The following is a 14,528-nucleotide window of genomic DNA, read 5'->3' as shown; positions in this document are numbered from 1 at the left end:
AATCGGCAACAATGGATATCCTCACCAACAATGGCGACCACATTCATGGCTGATCCCTATGCAATTCTCGGTGTTTCCAAGGGCGCAAGCGAGAAGGACATCAAGAGCGCGTACCGCAAGCTCGCCAAGGAGCTGCACCCGGATTACAACAAGGACAATCCGGCGGCCGCTGCGCGCTTTTCGGAAGTGACGCGGGCGTATGACCTGCTGTCCGACAAGGACAAGCGCGCGCGCTTCGACCGCGGCGAGATCGATATCGACGGTAACCCGGCCGCGCCGTTCGGCTTTGGCGGTGGCGGCTATCGCCAGCAGGGCCGGTCGAGCGACAATGCGGGCTTTTCCGGCTTCGGCAATGACGGCATCGATTTTGCCGATATCTTTGATGGCCTGTTCGGCGGCTTTGGTGGCGGCAACAGGGCTAGCGGCGGCGGGGCCTATAGCGGCACAAGGCAGAATGCCCCCAAGGGGGCCAATGTCGCCTACAAGATGGCGGTAGACTTCACCGATGCCGCCACGCTGAAGCCGCAGCGGATCACGCTGGCCGATGGCAAGACCATCGACCTCAAGCTGCCCAATGGTGTCGAGACGGGCACCAACATGCGCCTGTCCGGCAAGGGCCAGCCTGGCCCCGGCGGGCATGGCGACGGCATCGTGACCATAGAGGTCCGGCCGCACCGGTTCTTCCGCCGCGATGGCGACAATGTGCGGCTGGATCTGCCGGTCTCGCTCAAGGAAGCGGTCGCAGGCGGCGACGTCCGCGTGCCCACGGTCGATGGCGCGGTGATGCTGAAGATCAAGCCGGGCAGCCAGTCGGGCCAGCAGCTCCGCCTCAAGGGCAAGGGCTTTCATGGCAAGAACGGCGTGCGCGGTGACCAGATCATCGAACTGCAGATCCGGCTTCCCGAAGGCGGCGATGCGGCGCTGAGCGCGTTCGTCGAAGGCTGGAGCGCCGATTATGACCCGCGCTGCGGTCTGGCCGGCTGACCGCAGGATCTTGCATGTCCGCGATTGAACGGATTTTGCCGCAGAGGCTCAGCAAGCATTACGTGCAGGCCAAGGCCATCTTGCGCGAGGTGGCGGCCAATGTTGCCACCAATGGCGGGGTGGTTGCGGGCAACTTTGCCTATCTCGCGCTGCTGAGCGTTTTTCCGTTCTTCGTCGTGGCAGCAGCCTTGGGCGGCGTCTTCGGGCGCAGCGAATATGGGCAGGAAGCGGTCAGGGCCTTCCTGGCCGCCGTCCCGCCCAGCATGGCCGATGTGCTGGCGGGGCCGGTCGAAGCGTCGATGACCGCGCGCACCGGCCCGTTATTGTGGCTGGCGGTTATCGTCGGCCTGTGGACCACCGGCAGCCTGATCGAATCGATCCGCTCGGTGATCCGCCGGGCTTATGGCGCGGCGTCCAACAAGCCGTTCTGGCGCTATCGCCTGGGGTCGATGGCGTTGATCATCATCGCGGTGATCGCCACCATGCTCGCGCTCAGCATGCAGGTGGTGCTTGTGGGCGCCGCCGAGGTCATCGCCCAGAACGTCCCCTTCCCCGACAACGCCCTGTCGCTGGTCGCGTTCAGCCAGTTGTTCACCTTTCTGGTGCTGCTCGGCATGCTCTACCTCGTATTCGGCATGCTGACCCCCACGGTCTACCGGCGCGCAGGCCATCCATTCTGGCCGGGGCCGTTGTTCATCAGCATCTGGTGGATGGCGAGCCTGGCGCTGCTGCCCTATTTTCTGGGGACCTTTGCCGATTATGACCTGACCTATGGCAGCCTCGCCGGCGTGATGGTCAGCCTGATTTTCTTCTTTCTCATCGGTCTTGCTATGGTAATCGGGGCCGAATTGAACGCCGCCATTGCGCGGGCGCGCGGCGGTGTGCCGCAAGAAACAGACACAGACTGAAGGACCAAGACATGGACGGACTGATGAAGGGCAAACGTGGCCTCATCATGGGGCTTGCCAACAACAAGTCGCTCGCCTGGGGTATTGCGCAGAAGCTCGCCGAACATGGCGCAGAGCTGGCGTTCAGCTATCAGGGCGAGGCCCTTGGCAAGCGCGTCATCCCGCTGGCGGCAGAGCTGGGCAGCGACTTCACCTTCGATTGCGACGTATCGGACATGGCGGCGCTCGACCGCGCGTTCGAGACACTCGCGGCGCGCTGGCCGACGATCGATTTCGTCGTCCATGCCATCGGCTTTTCGGACAAGAACGAGCTGCGCGGCCTGTATGTCGATACCAGCCTCGAAAACTTCCTGATGACCATGAACATCTCCGCCTATTCGCTTGTTGCGGTTGCAAAAAGGGCGCGGGCGATGATGCCCGATGGCGGTTCGATCGTGACGCTGAGCTATTATGGCGCGGAAAAGGTCATCCCGCATTACAACGTGATGGGCGTGGCCAAGGCGGCGCTGGAAACCAGCGTGAAATATCTCGCCAACGATCTGGGCCGCGAGAACATCCGCGTCAACGCCATCTCCGCCGGGCCGATCAAGACGCTCGCCGCCAGCGGCATCGGCGACTTCCGCTACATCCTCAAATGGAACGAATATAACGCGCCGTTGCGCCGCAACGTGACCATCGAGGATGTTGGCGGTGCAGGCCTGTATCTGTGCTCCGACCTGTCCTCGGGCGTGACAGGCGAAACGCACCATGTCGATTCGGGCTATCACGTGGTAGGCATGAAGCAGGAAGACGCACCCGACATCGCGCTGGATTGAGCGGTCGTGCCAACGGTCCTGCGTGAGAGAGGCTTTCGGTTCTTTTTGCTATTCCGACGAAGGTAGTCCGCTCGAGCCATGTCATGTTCACGTCACCAATGGCGATGGTGAGGCCAAGTTCTGGCTTGGTGGGGAAGTGTCGGTGGCCTATAACCAAGGCCTGAACAGGCGCGATCTGGCGATAGCAATGCTGATCGTCCGCGCCAACCGCAGCGTGTTGGAAAGGGCTTGGCATGGATATTTCGGTTAGCCCGACCTCGGCACATTGCGATGACGACACGCTTTGGGTCAACCTGTCGGACGGACGGTCGCTGGGCGTGCCTCTGGTATGGTTCCACCGTCTGCTGGATGCGACGCCGGAGCAGCGGTCAGCCGTTACCCTCTCGCCGCGTGGCCTCCATTGGGAAGCAATTGACGAGGATATTTCGGTTGCCGGGCTGATTGCCGGTCGCGGGGACCGAACATTGCCCTCTTCTCGCGCCGCCTGACCGCCAGTTCAGCATCTGGACAGCGCGCGCGCAATACCGCAAAGCGCGCGAAATCCATTTTGCGCCTGACTGGACTGCCCGCATGAGCTTCAACACCTTTGGCCGCGTGCTTCGCTTCACCACTTGGGGGGAAAGCCATGGCCCTGCCTTGGGTGCTGTCGTCGATGGCTGCCCCCCGGGTCTGGAGCTGAGCGAAGCGGACCTCCAGCCATTCCTCGACGCACGCCGTCCTGGCACCTCGCGCTTCACGACGCAGCGGCAGGAGCCCGATGCAGTGCGCATCCTGTCGGGCGTGTTCGAAGGGCGTACCACCGGCACGCCGATTTCGCTGATGATCGAGAATGTCGACCAGCGGTCCAAGGACTATAGCGAGGTCGCCAAGGCCTATCGACCTGGGCATGCAGACTATGCCTATGACGCCAAATACGGCTTTCGCGATTATCGCGGTGGTGGCCGGTCGAGCGCGCGCGAAACCGCTGCGCGCGTGGCAGCAGGCGGCGTCGCGCGGCTGGTGATCCCGGAAGTGAAGCTGATCGCCTATGTCTGCGAGCTGGGGGGTGATGCCATCGACCCTGCGCGCTTCGATGCGGCGGAGATCGACCGCAATCCGTTCTTCTGCCCTGATCCCGAAGCGGCGAAGCGCTGGGAGGCCAAGGTCGATGCCGCGCGCAAGGCGGGCAGTTCGCTGGGTGCCGTCGTCGAATGCGTCGCCACCGGGGTGCCTGCGGGTTGGGGCGCGCCGCTCTATGCCAAGCTCGACAGCGAGCTTGCTGCTGCAGCCATGTCGATCAACGCGGTCAAGGGCGTCGAGATTGGCGATGGCTTTGCCGCCGCGCGCCTCAGCGGCGAGCGCAATGCCGATCCGATGCGTCCCGGCACGGACGGATCGCCCGAGTTCCTCGCCAACCATGCCGGCGGCATTGCAGGCGGCATTTCGACCGGGCAGCCCGTGGTGGTGCGCGTCGCTTTCAAGCCGACCAGCTCGATCCTGACCCCGGTGGAAACGATCACGCGCGAAGGCGAAGCGAGCGAAATTGTCACCAAGGGACGCCATGATCCGTGCGTCGGCATTCGCGGCACCCCGGTGGTCGAGGCGATGGTGGCGCTGGTGCTGGCCGACCAGAAGCTGCTGCACCGCGCGCAGTGCGGCTGACAGGCATTTTCCGTTACAGCTGAACCACCTGTGCCGTAGCGACAGTTGACGTTAACGGCACATTTTGGTCGCAGGGTGATTGCCTCTGCTGCGCAAACAGGTCTAGCATGGCTCCACAAGCAGCCGCCCACCCCGCAAGGGTCAGGAAGCGGCGCGACAGGAGAGTGCATGACCGTCACCCGCACCCGGGCAGATGATACCGATGTATCGTCCGCCATGGCCGCAGACACGCCAGCAGCCCCCTCGCCCACTCATGGCGCATCCAGTCCGCGCGTGATGCTGTGGACGCTGATGATCATCTATATCTTCAACTTTCTCGACCGGCAGATCGTCTCGATCCTCGCCGAACCGATCAAGCGCGATTTCCAGCTCAGCGACACCCAGCTCGGGCTGATGACGGGTCTGGCCTTTGCGCTGTTCTACACGCTGCTGGGCATCCCCATCGCACGCTATGCTGATCGCAGCACCACCAACCGCGTCTCGCTGATCGCCTGGTCGGTGGCGATCTGGTCGGCGATGACGATGGCCTGCGGCGCGGCGCGGACCTTTCCGCAACTGCTGCTGGCGCGGGTCGGCGTCGGCGTGGGCGAAGCCGGCTGCACCCCGGCCGCGCATTCGTTGATTTCCGACAGCGTTCCTGCGGACAAGCGCTCGTCCGCTATCGCCTTTTACGGGCTGGGCATCCCCATCGGATCGCTGCTGGGCATGGTGATCGGCGGTGGCCTGGCCGATGCCTATGGCTGGCGCGCCGCCTTCTACGTGGTCGGCGCACCGGGCGTACTGCTGGCGCTGCTGGTGCCGTTCCTGATGAAGGAGCCGCGCCGGGTTGGGCTGATCAAGGGTGCCGCCTTGCCTGCCGCCAAGGCGCAGGTGCCGGTGCGCGAAGCGCTGCGCGAGTTGCTCATGTCGCGCTGCTTTGTCTTTCTGTGCATTGCCGGCGGGCTGATTGCGTTCCTGTCGTACGGCAAGGGCGTTTGGGTAGCGGTGCTGTTCATCCGCAATTTCGGGCTCACCCCCGGCGAAACCGGCCTCTATCTCGGCGTGACGCTGGGCATTTCGAGCATGATCGGGACCTGGGGCGGCGGCAAGCTGGCCGATCATTTCGGCAAGCGCGACCGCAAGCACCTGCTCACCGGCCCGGCCGTGGCAATCGCATTGGCCGCACCGATCCTGTTCCTCGCCTATTCGGCCACCGACTGGCGGGTAGCCCTGGCGCTGCTGGTGCTGCCGACCGCGATGAACATCATGTATTACGGCCCGGTCTATGCCTGTGTGCAGGGTCTGGTGCGCCCGGAAGTGCGCGCGGTTGCGGCATCGGTCATGCTGTTTTCGCAAAATCTGATCGGCCTGGGGCTTGGGCCGCTGCTCTTCGGCATGATGTCCGATGCGTTTCAGCCCTATGCCGGCGAGGATAGCGTCCGCTGGGTGCTCTATGGCGCAGCATGGCTGGGGCTGATTCCGGCCTTCCTGTTCTGGCGGGCCAGTTTGCGGCTGACAGCGGAACTGAAGAGCGGCTAAGGCATATGCTGTCTTGAGGCGACAAGGGGGGACGGCCTGTGGAAGATGTCAGGCTGTTTATCGAGACATGGCAGGCCGTCATCGGGCTGGTCATCCTGGCGATGATGTTCGTAGGCTTTGTCATGGAGCGCTTTCCGGCGGCTGTGATCGCCATTCTGGGTGCCTGCGCCTTTCTGTTCCTCGGCATCATTGATTCCAAACAGCTGTTTTCGGTCTTCTCGAGCAGCGCGCCGATCACCATCGGGGCGATGTTCATTCTGTCGGGCGCGCTGCTGCGCACCGGCACGATCGATGCGATCGCCGGGGCGATCATCAGCCGCGCCGCACGCCATCCCCGGCTGGCGGTCGCCGAGATGTTCGTCGGGGTCTATGTCGCATCGGCCTTCATGAACAACACGCCGGTCGTGGTGGTGATGATCCCGATCATCCTGCGCCTCGCTCAAGCCACGGGATATTCGGCCAAGAAGCTGCTCATCCCGTTGAGCTTCATCACCATTCTGGGCGGAACGACGACGCTGATCGGCACGTCGACCAACCTGATCGTCGATTCGGTCGCGCGGTCGAGCGGGCTGGAAGCTTTCGGCATTTTCGAGATCACGCCTTACGGCCTGATTGCCGGCGTTGCGGGGATGATCATGCTCGCATCCGCCAGCGCCTGGCTGCTGCCAAAGGATGATGCCAGCCTGACCCGGGATGGCCAGAACGACGAACTGTTCCTGACCGAGCTCACTATCCGCAACGCATCAACCCTGCGCGGCAAGACGCTGGGCGAAACCGCCATTTTCAAGCGCGCCAAGATCCAGGTGACCGCGATAAAGCGCAACGGCCGCTATATTCGCCACAGCCTGGCCGGCGAGGTCCTGCAGCCCGATGACGTGGTGGTGATCCGCACCGACCTGCCCGAGCTGATGTCGCTGCGCAAAAGCCAGGATTTCAAGGTAGGCATCGTGCGCAAGGGCGATGTCGGGCCGATGGGTGAAGAGGTGGTGGAGGCGATGGTCGCGCCGAGCCATCCCAGCATCGGCAACCGGCTGTACGACATCCCCTTCCTGTCGCTGCTCAATGTCCGCATTCTGGGCCTCAGCCGCTATCGCAACCTGCCGCGATCGGACCTGCCCAACGCCAAGATCCACGCCGCCGACAAGCTGGTGGTGACCGGCTCCAAGCAGGATATTGCGCGGATGTACGAGAACCCGAACCTGTTCGGGGTCACCAACACCAATGCCCGTGCCTTCCGCCGCGACAAGGCCCCGCTCGCCATCGGCGCACTGGCGGCGGTGGTCATCCTGTCCGCACTGAACGTGGTCGCGATCGAGGTTGCTGCGATCCTGGCGGTGGGCTTCATCCTGATCGCGCGCTGCATCGATGCCGAGGAAGCCTGGAGCTCGATCGACGGCAATGTGCTGGTGCTGATCTTCGGGATGCTCGCCGTTGGCCTGGCACTGGAAGAATCGGGCAGCGTCACCGTGGTGGTCAACGCGCTTGCCCCATTCCTCACCGATGCGCCGATCTGGGCGGTGGTGTTTGCGGTCTATATCGTGTCGGTGCTGCTGACCGAGATCATCACCAACAATGCCGTCGCGATCCTGGTGACGCCGATCGTCATCAAGCTGGGCAACGATCTGGGAATCGATCCACGCCCGTTGGTGATTGCGGTGATGTTCGCCGCTTCTGCCAGCTTTGCAACGCCCATCGGTTATCAGACCAACACCCTGGTCTATGCTGCGGGCAATTACCGCTTCACCGATTTCTTCAAGGCGGGCATCCCGCTGACCATGGGGGTTGGTCTTGCGACCTGCTTCGCGATCATCGGCCTGAACTGATCGCGAAGCGGATCACTTGGCCTTGGGCTGCTTGATCAGCTTGACCGGGGTAAACTGGCCCAAACCGCAGCTTGCGCCCCGATTGAGGCCGCCGCCGACATTCTGCAGCACGGTAATGATATCGACATTGCACAGCTGGGTCAGCGAGGTCGAATAGGTAAAGGCGCGGTCAAAGCCGAGCGTGCCGCATTGCTGCGGCAGTTCGTTGCGAAAGACCTTGCCGCCCGCCATCATGAAATCGATCGTCTTGCTGTCGCGTACCTGGCTGTCGCGAATTTGCGCCAGGTTGATGCAGCTCACCGGTTCGCCGACCACCTCCGCAGGCGGAACCCGCGACGGCTTGGGCGTTTCACCCTCGGCTAGGGCAAGCGACTGAAAGGCGAACAGCGCGGTTCCGGTGGCAAACAGGCCAGCGGCGATCAGACGGCGATGGGCGGGCATGACGAGTCCTTTCTGGTCCAGGATCAGGCGCACCATGCGCCTGCCCGCCTTGCATCGCGATGAACGGCCCGGATCAGCCCGCAATCATCTCCGCCAGCACGGCAAGACAATCATGCGCGAGCAGCTTCGACCGTTCGGGGCTCCATGCCTGATCGGGGCACGGCAGATCGTCATTGTCCTTGAACGGCATTTCCAGCGTCATCGAAACACAGCCATGCGAAGGCCCGAAGCGTTCGGCGAGCTGGTTGGTCGACATGGACAGGTTGGCCCTGCCCGCCGAAGCCTTGGGATAGCCCTTGGCGGTCTGGAAATCGGGCGTGCGCGCCGCCAGCAGGGTGCGATAGCGATCGTAGCGTCCGCCCTGCGCGTCGGTCCAGGACGGGATGCCCTCGAAACCGGCGATGAAGACATGCGGAATGGCCTCGTCGCCATGCACGTCCATCGCCCAATTCACGCCGGTGGCATCCATGGCGTTGCGCACGCACAGCACTTCGGGGCTGCGTTCGGGCGACGGTTCGTGCCACTCGCGGTTGAGGTTCACGCCGGCGGCATTGGTGCGCAGATGGCCGCGCAGCGACCCGTCCGGGTTCATGTTCGGCACGATATGCAGCGTGCAATCGCGGCGCAGCAGCCGGGCATGCGGATCGGCAGGATCAGTGAGCTTTTCCAGCGCACCTTCCATCCACCATTCGGCCATCGATTCGCCAGGATGCTGGCGGGCGTAGAGCCAGACCTGGACCGGTCCTTCACCCATTGTCAGGCAATCGATCGGCTGGCCGTCGAGGCTCAGCCCCAGTTCGCGATGCTGTACGCCGGGACGGCTCGCCATCTCGGCCACCAGGTCATGGTGACGCTCCATCGAATAGGGTGCGAAATAGGCGAACCAGGCAACGCCTGTGCCCATCTGGTGGCGGATCGTCAGCGCGCCGGCTGCGGCGTCATAGCTGGTTTCCGCACGGCCCCAATAGTCGCGGTCCTCGCTGACACAGGCGCGATAACCGGGCCAGCCATCGGGATAGGCAGATTCGCGCAAGCCCGTGATGACCAGTTCCAGATCGGTACCGGGCTGCGCCGCGACACGGAAGTGAAACCATTGAAAGAAATCCGAATCCTTGTCCTTGCGGATCGAAAGCTCGGCACGCCAGCCGCCGCTCGCAAGCGGTGACAGACCATGGGTGACGATGTTTCCGGAATCAAAGGCGGCGGTGATGCTGGGGGTGTGCGCGTGAGTCATGGCACGCTGATAGTCGCTCCAGACTCACCGGGAAAGCGGGTAAAAAGCCCCTGGGCGAGTTTCGCCGCATTGAGCTGTGTCTCGGCCATGGGCGAGCCCTCCTTGGCCTCGACATTAGCGCGCCCTTCCCACAGCATGGTGCCGTCGCCTGCGCGGATATTGGCGAACATTTCGGTCGAGATGCGGTCCTTGGGCTTGCTGCCCAGGTTGATGCCGATGCCGACACCCACGCCCGATCCGAAGCCGCCGGTCCCTCCGCCAACGCCGACGCTCACCGGATTGCGATCCGGGACAGCTGGCGAAAGCACCGTCCGCTCGACCCGCACCGTGGCGGTCTGGATGTCGGGGGCGTCGCGCGTTCCGACCGGCAGCACCTGATATCCGACCCGCTCCAGCTCGCGCTCGACCGCAGCGGCGTAGCTGCGATACTCCAGGCTGTTGCTCTCCATCCCCTCGCCCGCCACCACGCGAATCGGTCCGCGGCCCAGCTCGTTCGCGCGGTCGGGAGAAACGAAGCGTACCGCTTCCACCGGGCCTGCTGGCGAAACGCAGCCGCTGGCGAGCATCGTCACTGCCAGCGTCGCACAGAGGACCAGCGCGTGCGATCTGCCTGAAAAAACCATGATGTCAGCGCCCTTTCGTCTATCAGACGCAGCGCGCCTGTATTGTCACTGCCTAACCCACCTTGCGATGAATGGCCAATGAAGCGCAGAAAAAACGGCTGGCGATCCGGCAGCGATGCTTGACTTTGTGCCGCCCTCACCGTATCCGCGCCGCTTTCCGGCATGGTTGATCCGGCCCGGCAAATGCGCAGCTGCGCTTTGCCACGGACGCCATGACCCTGTATCGATTTCAATCAAGGGCCTGAACGTCATGAAGATTCGCAATTCGCTGAAGTCGCTCAAGGATCGCCATCGCGACAACCGCGTTATCCGTCGTCGCGGCCGCACCTATGTGATCAACAAGACCAACCGTCGTTTCAAGGCCCGCCAGGGCTGATCGGCGCGCCGCGCCACAATCCGGCGCGTCGGCACAGGTCTGAAAACGGTCTAAAGGCTCCGGAAAGCTCCGGGGCCTTTTGCTTGCGTGGTTGAGGGGGAAAACGCGATGCAGCCAGTCGATGTCATCATCTTCGATGTCGGCAATGTCCTGTACCAATGGGATATCCGCAACCTCTATGCAAAGCTGATCGACGATCCGGCGGAGCTCGACCATTTTCTCGGCCAGGTGCTGACGATCGAATGGCATTCGCAGCACGACGCCGGGCGTCTGCTGTCCGAGATGGTTGCGGAACTGACTGCCGAGCATCCCGGCCATGCCGATCTGATCGGCCATTATGTCCCCCGCTGGCTGGAGACGATCCCCGGACCGGTACCTGGCATGATCGATCTGGCCGAGCGGCTGGCCCTGATGGGCTATCCGATTTTCGGCATCACCAATTTCGGCGTCGAATTCTGGGACATGTTCCGCCCCACCGCCCCGGTCTTCGATCTGTTCCGTGACATCGTCGTGTCGGGCGCAGAGAAGCTGATCAAGCCCGATCCTGCGATCTATCGCCTGGCGATCGAGCGCTTCGGCATCGATCCGGCGCGCGCATTGTTCATCGATGATCGCGAGGACAATATCGAAAGCGCGGTTGCTTGCGGGCTGCAGGGCCATGTCTTCCGCGATGTCGCCACGCTGGAGGCCGAGCTGGTCCAGCGCGGGGTGATCGAGAATGTGACTACATGATGGTCACGCTTTGTGGTATCTCGCGCCGATGGAATTGTCGATCCGTGATGCCCAGGCCCGCTTTGCAGAGGCCATGGCTGCCGTAATGCGCGGCGAAAAGGTTGTCATCACCGACGAAGGCAAGCCCGTGGCCGAGCTTTCTCCCCTGGTAGAACGTCGTCGGGGCGGCATCGATTGGGCCGCTGCTGAAACATTCCGCAAGGAACACGGACTGGACCGCTTCGAAGGGCAGGATCTTTGGCCCCCCGAATTCGACGATCCAGCATTCAGTCGAAAAGTGCTTGGCCTCGAAGATTGAACATCCTGCTCGACACGCATTTCATCATCTGGCTAGCGAGCGATCCCGCCAGATTGACTGCGCACGAGCGCGAGGTGTTAACCAGTCAAGACAATCGGATCATTGCGTCCGCAATTTCGATTTGGGAAATCAGGCTGAAATGGGCGTCGGCCTATGCTTCGGGTGAGCGCAAGGGCACCATCGATCCTATCGAAGCGCTGGCGTTGGTTCATTCAGCCGGAATGAGCCTGTTGATGCTCGACGCACAGACCGCCGCCGCGCCCCTGCTCGTCCCGATCGACCACAAGGACCCGTTCGACGAGTTGCTGCTCGTCCAGGCGCAGCTGGAAGGCGCGCGGCTGCTGACCCGCGACCGCGCTCTGCTCAACCATCCGCTGGCCTATCAGCCCTTATAGCCCTTCAGCTCGTCGCCGGTCAGCGTCACGATGTGCAGCACGTTGGTCGAGCCCGGCGTACCGAACGGAACGCCCGCCAGCGCGATGATGCGGCCACCGGCCTCACCAAAGCCATGGCGCAGCGCCATGCGCTTGCCCTTGCCGATCATCTCCTCGAAACTGCCTATATCGCGCGTCACCACGGGATAGGCGCCCCAGAGCAAGCCGACCCGCCGCGCTGTCTCGCGCGAAGGGGTCAGGACCATCACCGGCACAGCGGGCCGCTCGCGCGCCACGCGCCGGGCGGTCGATCCGGACAAGGTGAAGCAGACGATGGCGCTCACCCGCACGGTATTGGCGATCTCGCTGCATGCAGCCGACAGCGCATCCGCGGTCGTCGCATCGGGCAGCGTCTCGATGAAATGCACGCGCGCGGCATAGCCGGGGTCGCTTTCCACCTGGGTGGCGATCCGGTCCATCATGCCAACGGCCAGCTCCGGCCAGTCGCCCGCCGCAGTCTCGGCCGAGAGCATCACTGCATCGGCCCCGTCATAGACCGCATTGGCGACGTCCGACACCTCGGCACGGGTTGGCGACGGGCTGGTGATCATCGATTCGAGCATCTGCGTCGCCACGACCACCGGCTTGCCCGATCGGCGCGCGGTTTCGACGATGCGCTTCTGCATCACCGGCACCTCTTCGGGCGCCATTTCCACGCCCAGGTCGCCGCGCGCGACCATCACCGCGTCCGACAGTTCGATGATCGCTTCCAGCGAGGCCAGCGCTGCGGGCTTTTCAATCTTGGCGATCAGCGCCGCGCGCCCGCCGATCAGGCTACGCGCCTCGGCCACGTCATCGGGCCGTTGCACGAAGCTGAGCGCAATCCAGTCCGCACCCATGTCGAGCGCAAAGGCAAGATCCCGCCGGTCCTTCTCGGTCAGCGCGGCCATTGGCACCAGGCTGTCCGGAACGTTGAGGCCCTTGCGGTCCGAAATGAAGCCGCCGACCTCGACCGAACACAGGATTTCGGCATCGCCCGGGCGCAGCACGCGCAGCACCATCTTGCCGTCATCGATCAGCAGCCGCTGTCCCTTGTCGAGCGCGGCGAAAATCTCCTTGTGCGGCAGATAGGCGCGCTGGTCGTTGCCCGGCTCCGGATTGGAATCGAGCGTGAAATGCTGGCCATGCTTCAGGAATGCCTTGCCGCCCTCGAACGTGCCGACGCGCAGCTTCGGCCCCTGCAGATCGCACAGGATCGTGATCGGCCGCTGCAGCTTGGTCTCGATCTGACGGATGGCGTTGATCGTGGCGGCGTGCGTCGCGTGCTCGCCATGGCTCATGTTGACGCGAAAGGCATCGGCGCCGGCGCGGAACAGCTTCTCGATCATTTCCGGACTGTTGCTGGCTGGGCCCAAGGTCGCCAGAATCTTGACCTTGCGGCTGCGCTTAGCGATAGTCTTGCTCACTCTCATCCCCTGGACTGGTCATGCCGCGAACGTTTGCACGGCTCACGGTTCGTTCGCGCATTGCTTAGGCCAGACCGCCGCCAAGCGCAAAACTTTGTGGAAAAAATGCTATGACAGACGCTGTTACCGCCCCGCCCGCCGAAGTCGATATTCCCGATGATGTCGCTGCCGCCGCTTTCCGCCGCCTGGTCGCACATCTGCGTCATCGGCACGATGCGGAGAATATCGACCTGATGGGCCTGGCCGGCTTCTGCCGCAATTGCCTGGCCGACTGGGTGATGGAAGCAGGCGGCGCAGCCGACCGCGAGGCGGCCCGCAAACTGATCTACGGCATGGATTTTACCACCTGGAAGTCGCGCTATCAGGGCGAGGCCAGCGAGGAGCAGCTTGCCCGGATGAAGGAAAGCGTGGCGAAGAACGCGCCTGGCCATTAAGGGGGCGATCCGACTGATTCCGTGCCGGAGATTCGCCCGGCGCTCCCACCCCTTTCTTGAAAGACATTAGCGATGAGCGAACCTATTGCCGCCGACGACCAGCTGCGCCTCTTCATCGAGCGCATCGAGCGCCTTGAAGAAGAGCGCAAGGGCGTCGCCGACGATATCCGCGACACCTATAACGAGGCCAAGTCGCAGGGCTATGACGCCAAGATCATGCGCCAGATCGTCCGGCTGCGCAAAATGGAGCCGCACGATAGGCTGGAGATGGAAGCCATTCTGGACACCTACAAGGCGGCTCTGGGCCTGGGCTGATCTCGCAATGGCGGCGTTTGCCATCCGCGACGGGCACCCCCGCGACGGAGCCGCGATCGCCGCCATTTACGCACCCTATGTCGAACAGACATGGGTCAGCTTCGAGACCGAAGCCCCCGATGCCGCAGAGATGGGCAGGCGGATCGCCGAATATGGCCAATCGCACGCCTGGCTGATCGCCGAACGCGATGGCGAGATCCTGGGCTATGCCTATGGCAGCCCACACCGCACCCGCGCTGCCTATGCGACCTCGGCCGATATAGCCGTTTATGTCACATCCGATGCCCAGCGCCTGGGCCTGGGACGCGCGCTGTACACCGCATTGTTCGACCGGTTGAGGGCGAAATCCATCCACGCGGTGTTCGCTGGCATCGCCCTGCCCAACCCCGCCAGCATCGCGCTGCACGAGGCAATGGGCATGGTGCCGGTCGGCATCTATCGCGAGGTTGGCTGGAAGCTCGGCGACTGGCGCGATGTCGGCTGGTGGCAGCGGTTGCTATAAGTCGCCTCGCTGGTGTAAAGGCGCGCTCCAGAACCATTATTCAC

19 protein-coding genes are annotated in these 14,528 nt (G+C 63.3%); 15 read left to right on the top strand and 4 right to left on the bottom strand.

Going from position 1 to position 14,528, the window contains the following annotated elements; genetic code table 11:
* Positions 1-45: 45 nt before the first annotated feature.
* The 8 genes from OU999_01395 (at position 46) to OU999_01360 (ending at position 7,689) form a co-directional block, all read left to right on the top strand.
* Positions 46-984: a DnaJ domain-containing protein gene (locus OU999_01395; protein ID WAC23877.1), complete on the top strand. Its 939-nt coding sequence runs from the start codon at positions 46-48 to the stop codon at positions 982-984.
* Between the two features lie 14 nt (positions 985-998).
* Positions 999-1,892 carry a YihY/virulence factor BrkB family protein gene (locus tag OU999_01390; protein ID WAC23876.1) on the top strand — a complete coding sequence of 298 codons (894 nt, stop codon included), beginning with the start codon at positions 999-1,001 and terminating at the stop codon, positions 1,890-1,892.
* A gap of 11 nt (positions 1,893-1,903) precedes the next feature.
* Positions 1,904-2,707: an enoyl-ACP reductase FabI gene (gene fabI / locus OU999_01385; protein ID WAC23875.1), complete on the top strand. Its 804-nt coding sequence runs from the start codon at positions 1,904-1,906 to the stop codon at positions 2,705-2,707.
* Positions 2,708-2,729: 22 nt separating this feature from the next.
* Complete coding sequence (locus tag OU999_01380) at positions 2,730-2,957, top strand: DUF4160 domain-containing protein (protein ID WAC23874.1); 228 nt, start codon at positions 2,730-2,732, stop codon at positions 2,955-2,957.
* On the top strand, positions 2,941-3,195 hold the full coding sequence (locus OU999_01375) for a DUF2442 domain-containing protein (protein WAC23873.1): 255 nt from the start codon (positions 2,941-2,943) through the stop codon (positions 3,193-3,195). Before OU999_01380 ends, OU999_01375 begins: the two co-directional genes overlap by 17 nt.
* Before the next feature lie 82 nt (positions 3,196-3,277).
* Positions 3,278-4,348: a chorismate synthase gene (gene aroC, locus OU999_01370; GenBank protein ID WAC23872.1), complete on the top strand. Its 1,071-nt coding sequence runs from the start codon at positions 3,278-3,280 to the stop codon at positions 4,346-4,348.
* Positions 4,349-4,516: 168 nt separating this feature from the next.
* Positions 4,517-5,866, top strand: a complete 1,350-nt coding sequence (locus tag OU999_01365) for an MFS transporter (protein ID WAC23871.1) — start codon at positions 4,517-4,519, stop codon at positions 5,864-5,866.
* A gap of 38 nt (positions 5,867-5,904) precedes the next feature.
* Positions 5,905-7,689 carry an SLC13 family permease gene (locus OU999_01360; GenBank protein WAC23870.1) on the top strand — a complete coding sequence of 595 codons (1,785 nt, stop codon included), beginning with the start codon at positions 5,905-5,907 and terminating at the stop codon, positions 7,687-7,689.
* 12 nt (positions 7,690-7,701) lie between these two features.
* Here the strand turns inward: OU999_01360 and OU999_01355 are convergent, their stop codons facing one another.
* The 3 genes from OU999_01355 to OU999_01345 are packed head-to-tail and all read right to left on the bottom strand — an operon-like array spanning position 7,702 to position 9,987.
* Entirely contained in the window at positions 7,702-8,166 is a 465-nt protein-coding gene (locus tag OU999_01355) for a hypothetical protein (GenBank protein ID WAC23869.1), read from the bottom strand.
* A gap of 37 nt (positions 8,167-8,203) precedes the next feature.
* A complete protein-coding gene (locus OU999_01350) occupies positions 8,204-9,364 on the bottom strand; it encodes a M14-type cytosolic carboxypeptidase (GenBank protein WAC23868.1) in 1,161 nt (386 codons plus the stop codon).
* On the bottom strand, positions 9,361-9,987 hold the full coding sequence (locus OU999_01345) for a DUF4136 domain-containing protein (GenBank protein WAC23867.1): 627 nt from the start codon (positions 9,985-9,987) through the stop codon (positions 9,361-9,363). Before OU999_01345 ends, OU999_01350 begins: the two co-directional genes overlap by 4 nt.
* Before the next feature lie 250 nt (positions 9,988-10,237).
* Here OU999_01345 and ykgO point away from each other — a divergent pair, with 250 nt between their 5' ends.
* The 4 genes from ykgO (at position 10,238) to OU999_01325 (ending at position 11,788) form a co-directional block, all read left to right on the top strand.
* The gene (gene ykgO / locus OU999_01340; GenBank protein WAC23866.1) at positions 10,238-10,363 is read left to right on the top strand and encodes a type B 50S ribosomal protein L36; all 126 of its coding nucleotides are present in this window, start codon (positions 10,238-10,240) and stop codon (positions 10,361-10,363) included.
* A 108-nt stretch (positions 10,364-10,471) separates the two neighbouring features.
* Positions 10,472-11,095, top strand: coding sequence for an HAD family phosphatase (locus OU999_01335; protein ID WAC23865.1), 624 nt, complete (start codon positions 10,472-10,474; stop codon positions 11,093-11,095).
* Between the two features lie 28 nt (positions 11,096-11,123).
* Positions 11,124-11,393 (top strand): type II toxin-antitoxin system prevent-host-death family antitoxin, encoded by a 270-nt coding sequence (locus OU999_01330; GenBank protein WAC23864.1) that lies wholly within the window; start codon positions 11,124-11,126, stop codon positions 11,391-11,393.
* The gene (locus OU999_01325) at positions 11,390-11,788 is read left to right on the top strand and encodes a type II toxin-antitoxin system VapC family toxin (protein ID WAC23863.1); all 399 of its coding nucleotides are present in this window, start codon (positions 11,390-11,392) and stop codon (positions 11,786-11,788) included. Before OU999_01330 ends, OU999_01325 begins: the two co-directional genes overlap by 4 nt.
* On the opposite strand, the gene pyk is transcribed toward OU999_01325, so the two are convergent.
* Positions 11,776-13,233, bottom strand: coding sequence for a pyruvate kinase (gene pyk / locus OU999_01320; protein WAC23862.1), 1,458 nt, complete (start codon positions 13,231-13,233; stop codon positions 11,776-11,778). The two genes, OU999_01325 and pyk, sit on opposite strands and share 13 nt — an antisense overlap.
* 110 nt (positions 13,234-13,343) lie before the next feature.
* Between pyk and OU999_01315 the strand changes: the two genes are divergently transcribed.
* The 3 genes from OU999_01315 to OU999_01305 all read left to right on the top strand — a co-directional run bounded on the left by OU999_01315 (position 13,344) and on the right by OU999_01305 (position 14,484).
* Complete coding sequence (locus OU999_01315; GenBank protein ID WAC23861.1) at positions 13,344-13,667, top strand: DUF1244 domain-containing protein; 324 nt, start codon at positions 13,344-13,346, stop codon at positions 13,665-13,667.
* Positions 13,668-13,739: 72 nt separating this feature from the next.
* Entirely contained in the window at positions 13,740-13,982 is a 243-nt protein-coding gene (locus OU999_01310) for a DUF2312 domain-containing protein (GenBank protein WAC23860.1), read from the top strand.
* A gap of 7 nt (positions 13,983-13,989) precedes the next feature.
* Positions 13,990-14,484 (top strand): GNAT family N-acetyltransferase, encoded by a 495-nt coding sequence (locus tag OU999_01305; protein ID WAC23859.1) that lies wholly within the window; start codon positions 13,990-13,992, stop codon positions 14,482-14,484.
* Positions 14,485-14,528: the final 44 nt, after the last annotated feature.

Origin of the sequence: Blastomonas sp. SL216, from assembly GCA_026625625.1 — a bacterium.
Taxonomy (GTDB): Bacteria; Pseudomonadota; Alphaproteobacteria; order Sphingomonadales; family Sphingomonadaceae; genus Blastomonas.
Note: the sequence above shows the minus strand (reverse complement) of the source record. Positions and strands in the feature narration are given on the sequence as shown.